We start from the raw sequence: 16,487 nt of genomic DNA, 5'->3' as shown, positions 1-16,487 counted from the left end.
GAGACACCTACTGCTCCGGCCGCGGCTCCGGCTGGGATTCGTCGGTGGGAAGCTTGGCGCGCTCCCAGCCGTCGGTGCCGTCGGGGTACCAGGCGATGTTGGAATAGCCATACGCCAGCGCGCGCTTGGCGGCGTTCCAGGACATCCAGCAGTCGGCGAGGCAATAGATCACCAGCAGCGCGGCCTTGTCGCCACGCGAGGCCTGTGCGAGGCCGCGCTGGAGATAATCGTCCATGGCCGGCGGCAAACTGCCGTAGCCGGTATCCGGCAGCCAGATGCTGCCCGGAATGTTCTTGCGCGGCGCATCGCGCCACACCGTGCCTGCGGGAAGGTTCTTCGGCTTCGGCGGGCGCGGCAGCACGTCGACGAACGCACCGCTCTTGGCGCGCCAGATCGCTTCGGCTTCCACCGTGTCGAGCACGCGCGCGCCGACGAGCGTCGCCGGCACCGGTGCGCGATAATTGTCGGCGCGATAACCCTCGGGCTCGAACGGCTCCTGCTGCTGCGCGGATGCCGGCACCGCCAACGCGGCAACGACGAGCGCAGCGGCAAGACGCCGCCTCATGGTGACTTCTTGGCCGTCTCCGCGCTGAGCGGCCGATCGCTCTCGTCGAGCAGCGGTATACCGAAGTCGACCAGGATCTTGTTGATCTCGCCCTGGTTCTCCTGGATCAGCTTGTTGAGCTGTCGCTTCCAGTTCTGGTCGGCGGGACGCACGCCCATGCCGATGCGATAGACCAGCTTCGGTCCGGTGGTTTCCTTCACCAGCGGCGTGACGTGAAGCGAGCCGACCTTCTTCGCGTAGTAGCCGGCCATGGGTCCCCACAGCACCCCGGCGTCGATCTTGCCGGCGGCGAGGTCGTCGATCATCGCTTGCGCCGAATTGTCGTAGCGCGTGTCGATCATCAGCGGATAGGGTTTTGCATCGCTCATCAGGCCGGCAATGGCCATGTTGGTCGCCGGCGGCGTTCCGGCGACGATGCCGACGTGCTTGCCCTTCAGCTTCGGGTCCTCGAGCGTATCGACCTCCTCGAGCCCGCTGCCGGCCTTGGCGACCAGCGCGTAGGACGTGCGGTAATAGGGATTGGTGCCCTGCACGACGTCATCGCCTTGCGGAAAGCCCATGATGACGTCGCAGCGATGCGCGCCCAGCGTCATCCGCACGAAGCCGGTGGCCTGCGGGAAGAAGACGTAGTCGAGTTTCTTCTTGAGCTTGTCGGCAAACAGCTCGGCCAGCTTGTTCTCGAACCCCTCGCCCTTCTCGTTCGAGAACGGCAGATTGCGCGGATCGGCGCAGACGCGCAGCACGTTCGGGTCGACCAGCTCGAACGAGAGGTCGCCGCTGTCATTGGTCTGCGCGATGGCGACATCGCCGAACGCACAGGACGCAACCAGGACCCCCAGTGAAAACAACCAGCGACGATGTCGTCCGGCCTCCGTCATCGCGCTTCCTCCTCGTTTTGTTTGAATGCTATCCATGCAACGCATGACGCGCCATGTTTTGCCAGACTTCGCTGGCTTTGCTTTGTTGCAGTGCAATGCAGCAACCCTTTGAACTGAGGCGGAAAAGTGTCTCGCATCGCTCGAGTGATTGCAGCCTTGTCCCTGCTGGGGACGGTAACGCTAGCACGGGCCGAGGCGGCCGAATTGCCTGTGAGCGAAGTCGCACCGGGAATCTTCGTACACTCCGGGGCCATTGCCCCGATGAGCCGCGAGAACGAGGGCGACATTGCCAATGTCGGCTTCATCGTGGGCGATGATGCCGTAGCCGTCATCGACACCGGCGGCAGCCTCCGCGAAGGCGAGGCCCTGCTGGCCGCGGTGCGGGCCCACACGCCCAAGCCGATTCGCTACGTCATCAACACCCACGGCCATCCCGACCACGTCTTCGGCAACGCGGCCTTCGCCGCCGGTGGCACCAGCTTCGTCGGTCACAGCAAGCTGCCGCAGGCACTCGCGACGCGCGGCCCCTACTATCTCGACAATTTTCGCCGCATCATGGGCAGCGCGTTGATCGATCCCGTGAAGATCGTTGCCCCGACCCTCTTGGTTTCGGACACGATGACGCTTGATCTCGGGTCGCGCCGCCTCATCTTGCGCGCCTGGCGGACCGGGCACAGCGACAGCGACGTCACCGTGTACGACGAGACGACGAAAACTCTGTTCGCGGGCGACCTCGTCTTCCTCCGCCACATTCCGGTCATGGACGGCAGCATTCGCGGCTGGCTCGACACGTTGAAGGAATTGGAGACCATCCCGGCGCAACGCGTCGTTCCCGGTCACGGCCCCGTGAGCGACTGGCCTGCCGCGCTGGCCGATGAGCGACGTTACTTGTCAACGCTGCTGTCTGACGTCCGCACGCTGAACAAGAACGGCGAGCCGATCCGAGCCGCCGCCGACAAGGCGGCTGCGCAGGAGCGGCCGCGCTGGGAGTTGTTCAGCGATTACAACGCCCGGAACGCAACTGCAGCATTTTCGGAAATTGAATGGGAATAGCAGGCGCGCTACGATAGGTGCAGGAGATCAGCTTCGCTGACTCCGGGGACCATGACCATGACCCGATGGACACGCCACCTGCCCTTGATCGCCCTACTGCTCGGCATCGCCTTCACCGTGCCGGCGCGGGCTGAAGAGGCTGACGATCCCTGGCCGGGCCTGGTGCAGGACATCTTCAACAGCCGTGCGATGAACGACGGCAGCGCCGTCATCGGCATCGAGATGCCGTATCGCGCAGAGGACGCGGCGATCGTGCCGGTGACCCTGCGCAGCAAGCTGTCGCCCGCAGACAGCCGCCGTATCCGTTCGATCACGCTCGTGATCGACCGTAACCCGGCGCCGATGGCCGCGAAGTTCGAGCTCGGCTCCGATGCCAATGTCACCGAGATCTCGACGCGCGTGCGTGTCAACAATTACACCGATGTGCACGCGGTGGCCGAGCTCAGCGATGGTCAGCTCTATGTCTCGAAAGTCTATGTGAAAGCTTCGGGCGGCTGCTCGGCGCCGGCAGGAAAGAACGCCGAAGAGGCGCAAAACCGGCTCGGCCAGATGCGCTACCGGCAGTTCGCGCGCGAGGAAGCGCCCGCGAGCCGCATCCGCGAAGCGCAGATCATGATCGGCCATCCCAACAATTCCGGCCTGCAGATGGACCAGGTCACGCAGCTCTACATTCCCGCCTTCTTCGTCAACCAGCTGAAGCTGACGCAGGACGACAGCCCCGTGCTGTCGATGGAAGGCGGCATCTCGATCTCGGAAGATCCCAACCTGCGCTTCACCTACGTCTCCAACGGCGCCAAGCGTTTCCGCGCGGAAGCAAAGGACACGGATGGACACGTGTTCCGGAATGAGTGGGATGTAGAGAAGCCGGGGACGTAATAGTCAGGCCGTCATTCCGGGGCGGTCCGCAGGACCGAGCATCTCGAGATTCCGGGTCTGGTCCTTCGGACCATCCCGGAATGACAGCACTAAATCAAAAACACCTCACCTCGGCTTCCGCCTGCGCGCGCCGCAAATCGTTCACTGCCGTGTTCGCCTGCTCGGAGGTGCGGAACTGGACGCCGAGATTGCCGCGGACCTGGGACATGCTGAGCGCGGTCTCGGCGGTCACGTAGCGCTCATAGGTGACGATCGAGGCCACCACGTCGATCGAGCAGGAACATTGCTCGATCGATTGCCGACTCTCGCCATTGGCCTTCATGCAGCCATAGACGTACTCCGCGCGCGCCGACGTCGGATAATCATTGGCCTCCTCGGCCCGCGCCACGCACGCGGTCGCCGCCAGCACCGTCAATGCGGCGACAATCGGTCGTAGCTGTCCGGCCAGTTTCATGGGCATCCTCCCGCGGGTTGCGAGCAAAGCTATGCTATGCGTATTGTCCTGAAAAGCACTCTGTCAGAGGAAACGGCTCACAAGGTGATGAGAGCATTTGGCGTGATAAGGGCACTTGGTCGGACATTTGCGCTCGCGACGACGCTGGCGCTGACATTGGCCGCGCCCGGCCGCGCCGCGGATACGATCCGCCTTGCGGTGCAGAAAACCGGGACATTTTCCTGGGAGCTGGCCGCGATCCGCGCGAGCGGCCTCGACAAGGAGGCGGGCCTTTCGCTCGAGGTCACCGAGCTCGCGAGCACCGAGGCCGGCAAGATCGCGATGCGCGCCGGCAGCGCCGACATCATCCTGTCAGACTGGCTGTGGGTGTCGCGCGAGCGCGCGCTCGGTGCCAAGCTCACCTTCTATCCCTATTCCAGCGCGCTCGGCGCAGTGATGGTACCCGCATCCTCTCCGATCAAGACGCTCGCCGACCTGAAGGGGCGCAAGCTCGCGGTCGCCGGCGGGGCGATCGACAAGAGCTGGCTGCTGCTCCAGGCGAGCATGAAGCAGGATGGCATCGACCTGAAGTCCGAGGCGACCATTGCCTACGGCGCCCCGCCCCTGATCGCCGCCAAGGCGTTCGACGGCGAGATGGAGGCGAGCCTCAATTTCTGGAATTTCTGTGCCCAGCTCGAGGCCAAGGGATTTCGCCGCCTCGCCGGCATCGAGGACATTCTGCCGAAGCTCGGTGCCAAAGGCGCGGTCTCCGCCGTCGGCTACGTCTTCGACGAGAATTGGGCCGCGAGCCATCGCGACGCCGTGGCTCGCTTCATCGCAATGACGCGCAAGGCCAAGGAGCTGCTGGTGACCTCGGATGCGGCCTGGGACAAGATCGCGCCGCTCACCGGCACGAGCGATGCAGCCATGCTCAAGACCTATCGCGACCGCTATCGCGACGGCATTCCGCGCCGGAGCATCGACGACGAGGAAAAAGACGCGCGCGTGCTCTACCGCGTGCTGGCCGAGATCGGCGGCCGCGACCTCGTCGGCCCGGCGGCCGAGCTCGATCCGGGCACGTTCTATCACGCGGTCCCCGGAGATTGAGGTGCTGCGTCTTCTGTCGTTCGCCCTGTTTCTCGTGACCTGGTGGATTGCCGCGCTGTTCGTCGGCGGCGCGAAGCTGCCCTCCCCGCCGGCCGTGCTCGAGGTGATGATCGCGGAAGCCTCATCCGGCGCGCTGTTCCTGCATCTCGGGGCCACGCTGGCGCGCGTGACCCTCGCCTTCGTGCTGGCGATGTCGCTCGGCAGCGCCATCGGCTACCTGATGGGACGGGTCAGGCTCGCGGATAAGCTCGGCGATCCCTGGCTGATCCTGCTACTCAATTTGCCGGCGCTGGTCGTGATCGTGCTGGCCTATATCTGGGCCGGCCTGACCGAGGCCGCCGCGATTGCGGCGATCGCCATCAACAAGCTGCCGACCGCGGTCGTCACCTTGCGCGAGGGCACCCGCGCGCTCGACCGCTCGCTCGACGAGATGGCGAGTGTGTTCGCGATGCCGCGCTGGCGCGCGTTCCGCCATGTCGTGCTGCCGCAGCTTGCGCCCTATATCGCGGCGGCCGCCCGCTCCGGACTGTCGCTGGTGTGGAAGATCGTGCTGGTCGCCGAGCTCTTGGGACGTCCGAACGGCGTCGGCTTCGAGATCGGCGTCGCCTTCCAGCTGTTCGACACGCCGCGGCTGCTGGCCTATTCGCTGACCTTCGCCGCGGTCGTGCTCGTGATCGAAACCTTGCTGGTGCAGCCGTTCGAAGCTCGTGCAAACAGGTGGCGGCCCCGTGCGGCTTGAGGTCGAGATCACAGGCAAGACCTTCAGGAGTGCCGCGGGCGGAACGCACGAGGTGCTGGCGCCGGTCAGATTCGCGCTTCAATCCGGCGAGGTCGGCGTGCTCATCGGTCCGTCCGGCTGCGGCAAAAGCACTATGCTGCGCATCATCCTCGGGCTCGATACCGATTTCAGGGGCCACGTTGCGCGGCCGCCGGAGGCGCGGATCGGCATGGTGTTCCAGGAGCCGCGACTGCTGCCGTGGCGCTCGGTCGAGCAGAATGTGCGGCTGGCTGCGCCCGACGTGGCTGATGCCAAGCTCGCCGAGCTGTTCAAAATCCTGGAGCTGGAAGCGCATCGCAATCACTATCCCGGTGAGCTCTCGCTGGGTTTGGCCCGGCGCGTGGCGCTCGCCCGCGCCTTTGCCGTCGAGCCGGATATTCTGGTGCTCGACGAACCGCTGGCATCGCTCGATGACGCACTCGCCGGACGCCTGCGCGATGAGATTGCAACGCTCGTCGCGAGCCGGCCGGTGATGACGCTTTTGGTGACACACAGCCTGGACGATGCAGTGCGCCTCGGCGACCGGCTGTTCCTCCTGTCGCCGCGGCCAGCGCGGATCGTGGCCGAGGTGCCTATCGGCATCCCGCGCGACGGACGCGGCGAAGCCGAGATTGCGGCGATCAAGGCCGGCCTCGCCCAACGAACTCAAGGCGACCGCACCGAGCGAGATGCCTCATAGCCGGTCGCCTGGCGGACGTGCTAGACTGGGCCGGCGGCGGAGTCGATGATGACGCGGACGGTCGCCCTCTCAACGCTGGCAACGCTTGGTCTTGCACTCGTCACGATGACGGCGGGCGCGCAGGACATGATGCGCGACGTCGACCTCACCTCCCCCGCGATGGTCTCGTCCGAAATGACCAGGCCAGAGGTCGAGGCCGTGCTGGCCAAAGCGAGCGCCGCGCAGCCTGCCGATTTCACCGGCAAACGCCTGTCGGGCCTCGATCTCTCGGGGCTGGACCTGTCCAACGCGGTCTTCCGCGCCGCGCGGCTCAACAAGACAATACTCCGAGACGCCAGGCTTGACCGTGCAATCCTCGATCAGGCGTGGCTGCTGGATGCGGATCTTACCGGCGCAAGCCTGAAGGGCGCCAATCTGTTCGCCTCGCAAATGGCCCGCGCGCGTCTCGACGGCGCGAACCTGTCAGGAGCGCGCATCGCTGCCGATCTCACCGGCGCAAGCCTGGTCGGCGCTTCGATCGCGGACGCGCATCTGGGCGCCGATATGCGCAACCAGTCGATGGGGCTGATGCGCGCGGTGCTGAGATCCGCCAATCTGGAACGGCTGAACGCGCGCAACGCCGATTTGTCGCGCGTCGACCTCGAATTCGCAGTCCTCAGGGGCGCCGATCTGAGCGGCGCATCACTGAAAAACGCCCAACTCGGCGGAGCCGATCTGACGGGCGCCAGCGTCATCGACGCCGATTTCGACGGCGCCGATCTCGCCTCGGCGAAGCTGATCGCACTGAACGGCCTTGACCGCGCCAAAAATTTCGACAAGGCAAAGAACCGCGAGCGCCTGATCAGGGAATGATGGCCCGCCTTTGGGAGGACTGGCTGATGCGTTGGGTTCTAGCTTTGATCGCGTCGTTGACGCTTACCGGCGATGCCGCCGCGCAGGCCAAGGGCAAGGGCATCCGGCTCTGGAATCTGACGACAGAGACGATCTCCGGCTTCCAGCTCTCGCCGGCCGGCAAGACCGATTGGGGCCAGAACCAGTGTCTCAACGACAAGGACAAGGAGGTCGACCACGACGAGCGGCTGCGCATCACCGGCGTCGAGCCCGGCCGCTACGATGCCAAGGTGAGCTATCCCAATGCGAGGCAATGCGTCGTTCGCGACATCGAGATCAGGGCAGACGCGGTGTTCTCGATCGCCGACAAGGATCTGAAAGACTGCACCAAGTAGCGAGACGCCTTACGCCTTGTCGTTCGGGTGCGGATATTCGCAGCGCCACCGCACCGCCTGCCACTTCGGATGATCGCCGACCCATTGCGCGATATAGGGGGGCGCGGCCATCGCGCATTGCCGCGGCGACCCACCATAGTTGAACATCAGATGCTGTTCCTCGCAGGTCGCAGGCGAGAGCACCGCACACACAGTCACCACCAGGTCAATCGGGTTCATGCCGGGATCCTCTCGCAAGGGGCGGTCAAGATTAGCACGAAAGGTTACGTACCACGGAAGCGGAAGTTTCAAATCCGGGCGAGAAATGGGGCGGGAACTGGCTCGTCCCGTGCTCCCAGGCAAGGCAAAGCCCGGGGCATGACGACGCTCTCTGCTAAAAATTAACGCCGAACACCATCCGGGCCTGGTGGCGCTCGAAATTGACGAGGTCGAGATTGCCGCCCGCTCCGGCCGGCCGGCCCCAGGCCTGCATGCTCCAGCTCAAGGTCAGCCGCGAGCGCTCGGAGAGCTGGAAATAGGCGGTCGGGCCGACGAACAGGGCCTGGCCTGAAAACTCGCCGAGGCCGATGCCTTCGTATTGCCGGAAATAGCGCAGCTCGCCGCCGAGCAGCATGTTGGGCCGCACGCGCACCATGCCGGCGAACGCCGCACCGATCGTCGAACTCTTCTCGGACTGCCCCGCCACCTCGAAGCGCGCCCATTCCGGCTGATAGATCAGGTTGAGGGCGCCGATGGCAAAGTTCGGGATGAGCTCGCGGTCGATGGCGAGGGTGAATTCCGTGCCGTACATCCGCCCCTTCGCGCCGCTGGTCTCGTCGATGCGGTCGCCGTGGAGCTCGGCGGCGATGGTGAGGCCGAACGGCGCGTGCTCGCGGTCGAGCAGGCGGTAACGCAGATCGAGCGAAGCGCCCTGGAAGTTGAGCTGGCGGCGGTCGTCGATGTCGGGGACGCCGGTGATGTCGTGCAAGCTGGCGACGGCGCCGACCTCGATGCGGAAGTTCGGCAGCGGCACGATCTCGATCTCGACCTCTTTCTCAAGAGCGCGATAGGTGCCGCCGCCCTTGCCGAAGCGCCCCGTCGTCTGGCTCTGGAATTCGCGCTCGCCGGGATTGCCGACATCGGTGCCGATCATGAAGCCGAAGATGTGCTCGGTATCGAAGCCCTCTTCGGCGTGCCCATGCGTCGGTGTCAGCGCGACCGCGCAGGCAATCACCATCAGAAATCTGCGAGCTCCGCCGCGCATCCCCGTGCCCCGAAGGCGCGCGCCGCCTTGATGCGGCAGCAGCGCTGACCGGCCATCAGCGTAACACACTGGAGCAAGAGCGTGGTCTAGATTTTGAAGGAAGATAATTGAAGCCTGCGCAGGTGCTTCATCGCGTCGATGGCAAAAGCACGAAGCAAGCGATACCCGGCTCGGGATCCGACACTGCCACGGCTTCGACGGCGTTCACCGTCAAAGCCGCGGCAGGTCGTCAGTCTTACTTGCGCGCAGCGCAGGCGTACATGTTGATTTCCATGCCGACCGGCACTTCCACGATCTTCGGAGCTTTCCAAGCCATTCGGGGTCTCCCCAAGGTATTGAGCGCGACATCGCGCGGCGCAAAACCTAGGGCTGCGTCAGTTGCAGTTCAAGCCTCGATTCGCCTGTCGAGCGCGTCCGTGTCGATTCTTCGCGGCTACATTTCTCTCTCGGACAAAGCCAGTTCCCTCTTGGTCAAACACGACCTGCGAGACACCGTCTTGTGCGACGCACCGCACGTCGAATCGACACGAATGGCACCGTCGCCGTCAGCAGCCCTTGTCGGCCATTGCGGCGTCCGGCTTGGCACCTTCGGCGCGCTGAGCCGCCGTCGGCTGGCTCTGCATCTGCCGCTGCGCATCTTCGGATGAAGCCGGCGTTTCGCCACTTGCACGATTCATCGTGCTGGTCGGCGGATGCTGGCTGGTGTCGCCCGCTGAACTGGACGAGTGCGACTGCGCTGCGCCCACCGTCACGGGACCAGAACCAGCATCCTTGTCAGTGCTGGCGCTGCCCGTGTTGCACGGGCCGGCGACCGCGACGCCGGCGCTCAACGCCAGGATCGCGCAGGCAGCAAGAACGGAACGTTTCGTGTTCATCTGAATCTCCTCTTCTCCCGCGGCGCTGCCCCGGCGCCGAGCAGGACATCGCGAAGAGAACAGGCCGAACAGCCTGATGTTCCGAGTGTTCGGAGCGGAACTGCTCGCAAACGCCATCGTCACGTCTGTTCCGATCGCACCGCTCACCGCAACAATCGCAGCAGCGACCGGCCGGCGCGGGAGTTCAGCTCCTTCGCATCCAGCGTTCCGTCCTTGTCGGGATTGGCCGCGTTGAAGCGCTGCTCGACCACGGAGAGATATTCGTCGAGCGTAAGAGTCCCGTCGCGATCGGGATCGGCCGCGGCGAGCTCTTTCGCCGTCAACCGTCCGCGCAATTCGCGCGCATCGAGCGTGCCGTCATGATCGGGATCGAGCTTTGCGAATAATGCCGCGGCCGCCTTCTTCACCTCGGCAAGATCGAGCGTGCCGTCATTGTCGGTGTCGAACAACTTGACCGCGTTGCCGGAGGCCGACCACGCCGGACCGGACAACAATGCAATGGTGAGCGCAAGCGCAACTGAGCGACGCGAAATCATTAAGACCTCCCAGATGAAGAGCCCCGGTTCGGGCGGGACACAACCACATAAATCCACAAGCGGTCCCAGGTTCAAGTCCGGAATTGCAACTTGCGCGCGCGACAACCCCGGGGACCCCCGCTTGTGCCCCCGAACGACCGACGCCCGGAGCTGCTTCGCGTTGCGCAATTTTTTTCAGCGTCTCCACGCAAGTGGGAGTCTGCGGCCGTCAGGTTTCCGTAAGGTGACCGGCGCCTGTTCAACGATATCGACACGACACTTGCGACTTTCGTATTGACGCGTTTTGGTTTCCGACGGAGTGTTGCTCCCGCGGCGTCAAAAGGCGCGCATATTGGGAGGAACGGATGAAACGCTTTGCGATGGCCGCGAGCCTCGTCATGCTTGCATCGACTTGTGCAAGCGCACAGACCACCGAGCAACTGGTCAAGGGCGCGACTGATACATCGAACGTTCTCAATTACGGGATGGGCTACAATCTGCAGCGCTTCTCGACGCTGAACCAGATCAACAAGGACAGCGTCAAGAACCTCGTCCCAGTCTGGAATTACTCTTTCAACGACGATCGCAGCGAGGAATCGCAGCCGCTGGTGTACCAGGGCGTGATCTACGTGACCTCGCACAACGCGACCATGGCCGTCGACGCCAAGACCGGCAAGCAGATCTGGAAGAGCAAGGTCGAATATCCCGCCGAGACGCCGCGCATCGTCTGCTGCGGTATCATCAATCGCGGCGCCGCAATCCACGAAGGCAAATTGTTTCGTACGACGCTCGATGCCAACGTGATTGCTATTGACGCCAAGAACGGCAAGGAGCTGTGGCGTCAGAAGGCCGCCGACATCAAGGAAGGCTATTCGATGACGGTGGCCCCGCTGGTCGCCGACGGCGTCGTCATCACCGGTATCTCCGGCGCCGAGTTCGGCACGCGCGGCTTCATCGACGGCTGGGATCCGGCGACGGGCAAGCATCTGTGGCGCACCCATTCGATCCCCTCGCCGGACGAGCCCGGCGGCGACACCTGGAAGGGCGACACCTGGAAGCTCGGCGGCGGCTCGACCTGGATCACCGGGTCTTATGACCCCGAGCTGAACACGGTGTACTGGGGCATCGGCAATCCCGGACCGTTCAATTCGGCGGTGCGCCCTGGCGACAATCTCTACACCTGCTCCGTGCTGGCGATGGATCCCAAGACCGGCAAGATCAAGTGGCACTACCAGTTCTCGCCGAACAACCCGTTCGACTACGACGCCGTCGCCGAGATGGTGCTCGCGGATGTGAACGTCGAGGGCAAGCCGACCAAGGCGCTGATGAATGCCAACCGCAACGGCTTCTTCTACGTGCTCGACCGCACCAACGGAAAGTTGCTCGCGGCCAATCCTTACGTGAAGGTCAATTGGGCAACCGGCGTCGACATGAAGTCCGGCAAGCCGATCGAGACCGACGTCGCCAAGGATGCGCGCGAAGGCAAGAAGGTCACGGTCTATCCGTCGATCCTCGGCGGCAAGAACTGGGAGCCGATGTCGTTCAACCCGCAGACCGGCCTTGCCTACGCCAACACGCTGAACTTCGGCGGCAAGTACAAGGCGGAGCCCGTCACTTTCAAGCAGGGTGAATGGTATCTCGGCATGGACCTGACCGATCCCTGGGAGTTCGGGGACGGGCCGCGCGGTCATCTCAAGGCGATCGATCCCATGACCGGCAAGTCGAAGTGGGAAGCGCCGAGCGACATTCCACGCTTCTCGGGCGTGCTGTCGACCGCGGGCGGCGTCGTGTTCTCGGGTGCCCTCACCGGCGAGTTCGAGGCCTTCGATGCCGACACCGGCAAGAAGCTCTGGCAGTTCCAGACCGGGTCCGGCATCGAGGGCCAGCCGGTCACCTGGCAGCAGGATGGCGTGCAGTATGTCGCGGTGACCAGCGGCTATGGCGGCGTCTACTCGCTGTTCTCGGGCGACGAGCGGCTTGCCAAGGTGCCGCCCGGTGGCTCGCTGTGGGTCTTTGCGGTCAAGCAGTAATCCACGGCATGATGCTGAGAAGGCTATCTCACAAGACGGCGGCGATCCTTGCCGCCGTCGCGGGGCTGACGGTCGCGCTTGCGGCGACCGTTCGCGCCGCGGACGACGCAACCGGCAATCCCATGCAGGCACAGATCGACCACGGCAAGTCGACCTATGCTTCGAAATGCTCGCACTGCCATGGCCCCAATCTGATGAACTCCGGCACCATCACGCCGGACCTGCGTGCCTTCCCCGACGACAAGACCCGCTTCATCACCACGGTGAAGAACGGCAAGAACAACAAGATGCCGCCCTGGGGCGATATCCTCAACGACGAGGAGATCGGCTCCCTCTGGGCCTTCGTCTCCAGCCGGAGGAAGCCATGAAGGGCCGGCGTGCTGCATGGAGCGTTGCGGCCTTTCTTTCGACGATGGCGTCGGTCGCTCTTGCGGCCGACGATCCCCTTAAAATTTGTCTCGACGAGGACCGGCCGCCGTTCTCGATACACCACCGCGGCAAGCCGGATGCCGGCTTCGATGTGCTGCTTGCGCAGGCAATGGCGGAGCGGCTCGGACGGAAGCTGACGATCCAGTGGTTCGAAAGCAAGCTGGACGAGGATTCGAGCCCCCAGCTCGAGGCCAACGCGCTGCTCTCGGATGGCCGCTGCTCGCTCGTCGGCGGTTACGCGTTGACGCAGGATTCGCTCGTTGCCCCCGGAATGAAGACGGCGCGCTTGCCTGACTTCGCCGGGGCCACACGCGACGATCGGCGGCGCCGCGTCGCACTCGGCGTGCTCGCGCCGAGCCGGCCTTACGTCTATTCGCCGATGACCGTCGTGCTCGGGCCGAAGGCAAGCGGGCGCGAGATCGGCGACATCGGCGATCTCGCAGGCCTTCGTCTCGTCATCGAAAGCGGCTCGCTCGGCGACGCCATCCTGATGAGCTTCGACAAGGGGCAGCTGATCAACAACATCACCCATCTCGTCCCCGGCCGCGACGATCTGCTGGGCGCGCTCCAGCGCGGCGACTACGACGCGACACTGATCGACCTCGGCCGCTTCGACGCCCATCGCGCCGCGCATCCGGACACGGCGATCACGGCGTCCGGCTACTATTATCCGATCGGCGCCAATCGCGGCTATGTCGGACTGGCCAGCGATGACGCGCTGATCGACGCCGTCAACAAGGCGCTGACGGAGCTCGCGGCCGAAGGCAGGATCGCAGAATTCGGCAAGCAGGCCGGGCTCACCTACCTGCCGTCGCGCGAGCCTGCGATCCTGGGCGATGTCTGGATGAAGATCATTCAGCGGTGATGTGCCTTTTGCGGCGAGCGGCGGCGCGACCACATCACCGCTGTCATGCCCCGGCTTGACCGGGACATCCAGTACGCCGCGGCCTATCCATTGAACCACAGACGTCGCGGCGTACTGGATCGCCTGGTCAAGCCGGGCGATGACACCGAGGGTGTGGCAACGCCGACGTGCCTTACGCGAAAACGCCGACGCCATTTGTGATATGCTCGCATTTTCTTCGCCCTTTGGTGCCCCGTGAATCCCCCCACGATCACCGCCACCAGCCTGCGTGACGTCCTCTCCCACGAGGTCAAGACCCCCGAGCTGCTGCGCGCGCTGATCGTCGTCGGCCCGATGGTGGCCGCCTATTTCATCGCGCGCGAAACGGCGCTGCTCAATCTAGGGCTGGTCGCGGTCTCGTTGCTCATTCCCGCGCTCAGGCAGCACTTTCCGCCGAAAGTCATCGTCTGGCACTACCTTGCCATCCTCGTGACCTTTTCCGCACTCTTCCTGGCAGCCCCGATCAAGCCGCTATTCGCAGTGCTGACGGCGCTTGCCGGATTCCTTGCAGTGGCCGGGACCCGCTATGGCGAGCATTTCCGCACGCTGGGCAATTGGGTGTTCATCCCAGCCGTCTATCTCGCCTGCGAGGTGCGGGAGGGCGTGAGCGCCGCCGAAGCGCTGCGCCATGCCGGCGTGATCATCGCCTCCTCGCCGATCGCGCTGGCGCTGGTCTGCGCCATCCGGATTTACGACCAGCGAGGGCAAGGCGATACCGCGACCTCGTTCGGACCGCCCGCGGCCGAATGGTTCCTGCCCGCGCTGGCAACCGCCATGGCGGTGTTCGCCGCGGCGGCGCTGGTCGAAATCCTGAACCTTGCGCAGGGGCAATGGGTGATGTGGTCGGCCGCCAGCGTCGTGGTCGGCGATCTCTCGGCGTCCACCGACAAGCTGAAGCAGCGTACGATCGGCGCCTTCGTCGGCGTGCCGCTGGGCTTCCTCGCCGGCATCGTATTGCCGCAGAGCCGTGTCGGCTACGCGCTCGCGGTGCTGGCGGCCACCCTCACGCTGATCTCGTTTTCCCGCTACATCCTCGGCTTCGGCCTGCGCTGCTTTTTCATCGCCCTGGCGGCCTCCTTTGCCGGCGGCGCCAGCGGCATCGCCGAGGAGCGCATCGTCAACGTGCTGATCGGCGGGAGCTTTGGCCTGATTGCCGTGGCCCTGACCGAGATCGTCTGGCTGCGCGTCATGCGCAAGGCGCGCTCGCCCGGCTGAGGCGCAAATGGGCACCTCGCCGCTGTGTCGAATGCGCCAATCTGTCTCGCTTGCCGGCCATGGCGGCGCCAGCCTGATGCAGTAGGTTCGGCCAAAATCAGGAGGGAATCATGACCGCCAAATTCGATCGCCGCCACTTCATCGCCGCCGGTACCACCGCACTTGCGATGCCCTTCGTCCTGCGCAGCGCCTCGGCCCAAGCCGCGTGGCCGTCGCGGCAGATTCGCATGATTTGCAGCTATCCCGCCGGCGGGCAGACCGACCTGCTCGCGCGCGCCTACGGTGAGTTCATCTCCAAGCAGGTCGGCAAGACCGTCGTCGTCGAGAACAAGCCCGGCGCCTCCGGCGCGATCGGCACGGCCGAAGTCGCCCGCGCCGAGCCCGACGGCCACACCATGCTGTGCTCGATCTCAACCACCTACATCATGAACCGGGTGGTGATGAAGAATCCCGGCTACGACATGGACAAGGATTTGGCGCTCGTCAGCGTCATTCCGGGCGCCGGCCTGTTGCTGGTCGCGAACCCCAAGACCGGGGTCAAGACGCTGGAGGATTTCGTCGCGTTCGCGCGCAAGAGCGGCAAGGTGAACTTCGGCACCTATAGCGCGGGCTCGGCCCCGCACATGACGATCAACGAGCTCAACAAGCAGTATGGCCTGTCCATCGAGCCGGTCCATTACCGCGGCGAGGCCCCGATGTGGACGGGGATGCTCGAGGGCACGCTGGATGCCGCGATGGGCAGCTACACCGCGGCGCAGTCGGTCCTGCAAAGCGACCGCGGCACCGTGTTCGCGGTGCATTCGAAGAAGGTCGACGCGATCCCTGCTATCAAGACCCTCCCGGAGCAGGGCGCGACCTCGAAATTCTTCACCGTGAGCGGCTTCTCCGGTTGGGCCGTGCCGAAGGCGACGCCGCAAGCGGTCGTCGACCGCCTGGCGGAGCTATGCGTTGCCGCCAACAACGATCCGAAAGTGAAGGAAGTTCTCACGACCTTCGTGCTCGAACCCGCAATCGGCTTCAAGGAGAGCAACGCCTTGTATCAACGCGAACTGCCGATCTGGATCGAGAGCGCGAAGTCACTCGGCCTCGAACCGGCTTGAGGCTCGAGGCGCGGCGCAGCGCGCCCGCCGTCCTTCCCAGCCCGGCTTCCGACCAAAGCCTAGTGTCGGAAACGCAATTTCACGCTATGATTGTGCGCCACCGCCGAGAGCCTTCATCCGGGCGGGCTAGAAAGGCCGATTGCATGACACCGGATGGAGTCGCTGTCGCCGTCATGGTCATCCTGCTCTTTCCGATGGGCTATTTCACGCTGGCATCGCCCGCCTTCCTGCTGGTGAAGCTCGATATCCAGCCCGTCGCCCAGCTGCTGCGCGGAATGTTCAACGCCCATTTTCTGGTGATGCGCGTCGCCGCCGTGATCGGAACGGTGGCCTTCCTCCTCGACGGCCGCCTGGCGGCTGCGATGGGCGTCGGCATGATCGCTGCCCTGGCAATCTGGGGGCGCAGCTGGTTCATGCGGCGGATGGACGACCAACTCAGCGCGAGGGACGCCGGCGATGCCGAAGCCCCGCGTCGATTGCGCAGGCTACATTGGAGCGGAATGCTGGGTAACGCGGTGCTGCTCGTCGCTCTCGTGGTCAGCATTCCCTACATTGCGACGTCGGCGTGAGCGCAATCGCTG

At 64.6% G+C, this 16,487-nt stretch carries 21 protein-coding genes; 13 read left to right on the top strand and 8 right to left on the bottom strand.

The annotated features are described in order from the left end of the window. Positions 1-7: 7 nt before the first annotated feature. Both RAD04_RS36645 and RAD04_RS36640 read right to left on the bottom strand, forming a co-directional pair. Positions 8-565 carry a PQQ-dependent catabolism-associated CXXCW motif protein gene (locus RAD04_RS36645; RefSeq protein WP_461627670.1) on the bottom strand — a complete coding sequence of 186 codons (558 nt, stop codon included), beginning with the start codon at positions 563-565 and terminating at the stop codon, positions 8-10. Further along, positions 562-1,443 (bottom strand): substrate-binding domain-containing protein, encoded by an 882-nt coding sequence (locus RAD04_RS36640; protein WP_165637884.1) that lies wholly within the window; start codon positions 1,441-1,443, stop codon positions 562-564. Before RAD04_RS36640 ends, RAD04_RS36645 begins: the two co-directional genes overlap by 4 nt. Before the next feature lie 126 nt (positions 1,444-1,569). On the opposite strand from RAD04_RS36640, the gene RAD04_RS36635 reads away from it, so the two are divergent. Both RAD04_RS36635 and RAD04_RS36630 read left to right on the top strand, forming a co-directional pair. Beyond that, the gene (locus RAD04_RS36635; RefSeq protein ID WP_461627669.1) at positions 1,570-2,496 is read left to right on the top strand and encodes a quinoprotein relay system zinc metallohydrolase 2; all 927 of its coding nucleotides are present in this window, start codon (positions 1,570-1,572) and stop codon (positions 2,494-2,496) included. 57 nt (positions 2,497-2,553) lie between these two features. Continuing rightward, the gene (locus RAD04_RS36630; protein WP_461627668.1) at positions 2,554-3,372 is read left to right on the top strand and encodes a quinoprotein dehydrogenase-associated SoxYZ-like carrier; all 819 of its coding nucleotides are present in this window, start codon (positions 2,554-2,556) and stop codon (positions 3,370-3,372) included. A gap of 94 nt (positions 3,373-3,466) precedes the next feature. Here RAD04_RS36630 and RAD04_RS36625 read toward each other — a convergent pair whose 3' ends face one another. Then, positions 3,467-3,826, bottom strand: a complete 360-nt coding sequence (locus RAD04_RS36625; RefSeq protein WP_026202407.1) for a hypothetical protein — start codon at positions 3,824-3,826, stop codon at positions 3,467-3,469. Between the two features lie 87 nt (positions 3,827-3,913). On the opposite strand from RAD04_RS36625, the gene RAD04_RS36620 reads away from it, so the two are divergent. From RAD04_RS36620 to RAD04_RS36600, 5 genes are read left to right on the top strand one after another with little or no spacing between them, the layout of a single operon-like run. Further along, the gene (locus RAD04_RS36620; RefSeq protein WP_461627694.1) at positions 3,914-4,912 is read left to right on the top strand and encodes an ABC transporter substrate-binding protein; all 999 of its coding nucleotides are present in this window, start codon (positions 3,914-3,916) and stop codon (positions 4,910-4,912) included. Position 4,913: 1 nt separating this feature from the next. Continuing rightward, entirely contained in the window at positions 4,914-5,651 is a 738-nt protein-coding gene (locus RAD04_RS36615) for an ABC transporter permease (protein ID WP_461627667.1), read from the top strand. Further along, the gene (locus tag RAD04_RS36610) at positions 5,641-6,369 is read left to right on the top strand and encodes an ABC transporter ATP-binding protein (RefSeq protein WP_461627666.1); all 729 of its coding nucleotides are present in this window, start codon (positions 5,641-5,643) and stop codon (positions 6,367-6,369) included. Before RAD04_RS36615 ends, RAD04_RS36610 begins: the two co-directional genes overlap by 11 nt. Before the next feature lie 48 nt (positions 6,370-6,417). Further along, the gene (locus RAD04_RS36605) at positions 6,418-7,221 is read left to right on the top strand and encodes a pentapeptide repeat-containing protein (RefSeq protein ID WP_461627665.1); all 804 of its coding nucleotides are present in this window, start codon (positions 6,418-6,420) and stop codon (positions 7,219-7,221) included. Between the two features lie 26 nt (positions 7,222-7,247). Continuing rightward, on the top strand, positions 7,248-7,595 hold the full coding sequence (locus RAD04_RS36600) for a hypothetical protein (RefSeq protein ID WP_461627693.1): 348 nt from the start codon (positions 7,248-7,250) through the stop codon (positions 7,593-7,595). A 9-nt stretch (positions 7,596-7,604) separates the two neighbouring features. Here the strand turns inward: RAD04_RS36600 and RAD04_RS36595 are convergent, their stop codons facing one another. The 5 genes from RAD04_RS36595 to RAD04_RS36575 form a co-directional block, all read right to left on the bottom strand. Further along, the gene (locus tag RAD04_RS36595; RefSeq protein ID WP_018320724.1) at positions 7,605-7,814 is read right to left on the bottom strand and encodes a hypothetical protein; all 210 of its coding nucleotides are present in this window, start codon (positions 7,812-7,814) and stop codon (positions 7,605-7,607) included. A gap of 154 nt (positions 7,815-7,968) precedes the next feature. Then, the gene (locus tag RAD04_RS36590; RefSeq protein ID WP_461621385.1) at positions 7,969-8,811 is read right to left on the bottom strand and encodes a hypothetical protein; all 843 of its coding nucleotides are present in this window, start codon (positions 8,809-8,811) and stop codon (positions 7,969-7,971) included. Positions 8,812-9,073: 262 nt separating this feature from the next. Beyond that, positions 9,074-9,154 (bottom strand): pyrroloquinoline quinone precursor peptide PqqA, encoded by an 81-nt coding sequence (gene pqqA / locus RAD04_RS36585; RefSeq protein WP_012029362.1) that lies wholly within the window; start codon positions 9,152-9,154, stop codon positions 9,074-9,076. Between the two features lie 229 nt (positions 9,155-9,383). After that, a complete protein-coding gene (locus RAD04_RS36580; RefSeq protein WP_338309823.1) occupies positions 9,384-9,713 on the bottom strand; it encodes a hypothetical protein in 330 nt (109 codons plus the stop codon). A gap of 143 nt (positions 9,714-9,856) precedes the next feature. After that, on the bottom strand, positions 9,857-10,249 hold the full coding sequence (locus tag RAD04_RS36575; RefSeq protein WP_461627664.1) for an EF-hand domain-containing protein: 393 nt from the start codon (positions 10,247-10,249) through the stop codon (positions 9,857-9,859). 344 nt (positions 10,250-10,593) lie between these two features. On the opposite strand from RAD04_RS36575, the gene RAD04_RS36570 reads away from it, so the two are divergent. From RAD04_RS36570 to RAD04_RS36545, 6 genes are all read left to right on the top strand, one after another. Further along, complete coding sequence (locus RAD04_RS36570) at positions 10,594-12,258, top strand: methanol/ethanol family PQQ-dependent dehydrogenase (protein ID WP_461627663.1); 1,665 nt, start codon at positions 10,594-10,596, stop codon at positions 12,256-12,258. Between the two features lie 11 nt (positions 12,259-12,269). Beyond that, positions 12,270-12,626: a c-type cytochrome gene (locus RAD04_RS36565; protein ID WP_461627692.1), complete on the top strand. Its 357-nt coding sequence runs from the start codon at positions 12,270-12,272 to the stop codon at positions 12,624-12,626. Beyond that, positions 12,623-13,552: a substrate-binding periplasmic protein gene (locus tag RAD04_RS36560; RefSeq protein ID WP_461627662.1), complete on the top strand. Its 930-nt coding sequence runs from the start codon at positions 12,623-12,625 to the stop codon at positions 13,550-13,552. The genes RAD04_RS36565 and RAD04_RS36560 overlap by 4 nt, the downstream gene beginning before the upstream one ends. 234 nt (positions 13,553-13,786) lie before the next feature. Beyond that, positions 13,787-14,806: an FUSC family protein gene (locus RAD04_RS36555; protein ID WP_461627661.1), complete on the top strand. Its 1,020-nt coding sequence runs from the start codon at positions 13,787-13,789 to the stop codon at positions 14,804-14,806. 110 nt (positions 14,807-14,916) lie between these two features. Beyond that, positions 14,917-15,906, top strand: a complete 990-nt coding sequence (locus tag RAD04_RS36550; protein ID WP_461627660.1) for a Bug family tripartite tricarboxylate transporter substrate binding protein — start codon at positions 14,917-14,919, stop codon at positions 15,904-15,906. Positions 15,907-16,049: 143 nt separating this feature from the next. Beyond that, positions 16,050-16,475, top strand: a complete 426-nt coding sequence (locus tag RAD04_RS36545) for a hypothetical protein (protein ID WP_461627659.1) — start codon at positions 16,050-16,052, stop codon at positions 16,473-16,475. The last annotated feature ends 12 nt before the right edge of the window (positions 16,476-16,487 follow it).

The organism is Bradyrhizobium sp. 25ACV, from assembly GCF_054863005.1.
This window is presented reverse-complemented; position numbering and strand designations above follow the sequence as displayed.

Bases quoted from the DNA above. Each gene is read 5' to 3' on its own strand.
- RAD04_RS36600 (WP_461627693.1), top strand. From the start codon at position 7,248: ATGCGTTGGGTTCTAGCTTTGATCGCGTCGTTGACGCTTACCGGCGAT.
- RAD04_RS36595 (WP_018320724.1), bottom strand. From the start codon at position 7,814: ATGAACCCGATTGACCTGGTGGTGACTGTGTGTGCGGTGCTCTCGCCT.
- RAD04_RS36630 (WP_461627668.1), top strand. From the start codon at position 2,554: ATGACCCGATGGACACGCCACCTGCCCTTGATCGCCCTACTGCTCGGC.
- RAD04_RS36570 (WP_461627663.1), top strand. From the start codon at position 10,594: ATGAAACGCTTTGCGATGGCCGCGAGCCTCGTCATGCTTGCATCGACT.
- RAD04_RS36645 (WP_461627670.1), bottom strand. From the start codon at position 565: ATGAGGCGGCGTCTTGCCGCTGCGCTCGTCGTTGCCGCGTTGGCGGTG.
- pqqA (WP_012029362.1), bottom strand. From the start codon at position 9,154: ATGGCTTGGAAAGCTCCGAAGATCGTGGAAGTGCCGGTCGGCATGGAA.
- RAD04_RS36640 (WP_165637884.1), bottom strand. From the start codon at position 1,443: ATGACGGAGGCCGGACGACATCGTCGCTGGTTGTTTTCACTGGGGGTC.
- RAD04_RS36575 (WP_461627664.1), bottom strand. From the start codon at position 10,249: ATGATTTCGCGTCGCTCAGTTGCGCTTGCGCTCACCATTGCATTGTTG.
- RAD04_RS36590 (WP_461621385.1), bottom strand. From the start codon at position 8,811: ATGGTGATTGCCTGCGCGGTCGCGCTGACACCGACGCATGGGCACGCC.
- RAD04_RS36605 (WP_461627665.1), top strand. From the start codon at position 6,418: ATGACGCGGACGGTCGCCCTCTCAACGCTGGCAACGCTTGGTCTTGCA.
- RAD04_RS36620 (WP_461627694.1), top strand. From the start codon at position 3,914: ATGAGAGCATTTGGCGTGATAAGGGCACTTGGTCGGACATTTGCGCTC.
- RAD04_RS36550 (WP_461627660.1), top strand. From the start codon at position 14,917: ATGACCGCCAAATTCGATCGCCGCCACTTCATCGCCGCCGGTACCACC.
- RAD04_RS36545 (WP_461627659.1), top strand. From the start codon at position 16,050: ATGACACCGGATGGAGTCGCTGTCGCCGTCATGGTCATCCTGCTCTTT.
- RAD04_RS36580 (WP_338309823.1), bottom strand. From the start codon at position 9,713: ATGAACACGAAACGTTCCGTTCTTGCTGCCTGCGCGATCCTGGCGTTG.
- RAD04_RS36560 (WP_461627662.1), top strand. From the start codon at position 12,623: ATGAAGGGCCGGCGTGCTGCATGGAGCGTTGCGGCCTTTCTTTCGACG.
- RAD04_RS36565 (WP_461627692.1), top strand. From the start codon at position 12,270: ATGCTGAGAAGGCTATCTCACAAGACGGCGGCGATCCTTGCCGCCGTC.
- RAD04_RS36625 (WP_026202407.1), bottom strand. From the start codon at position 3,826: ATGAAACTGGCCGGACAGCTACGACCGATTGTCGCCGCATTGACGGTG.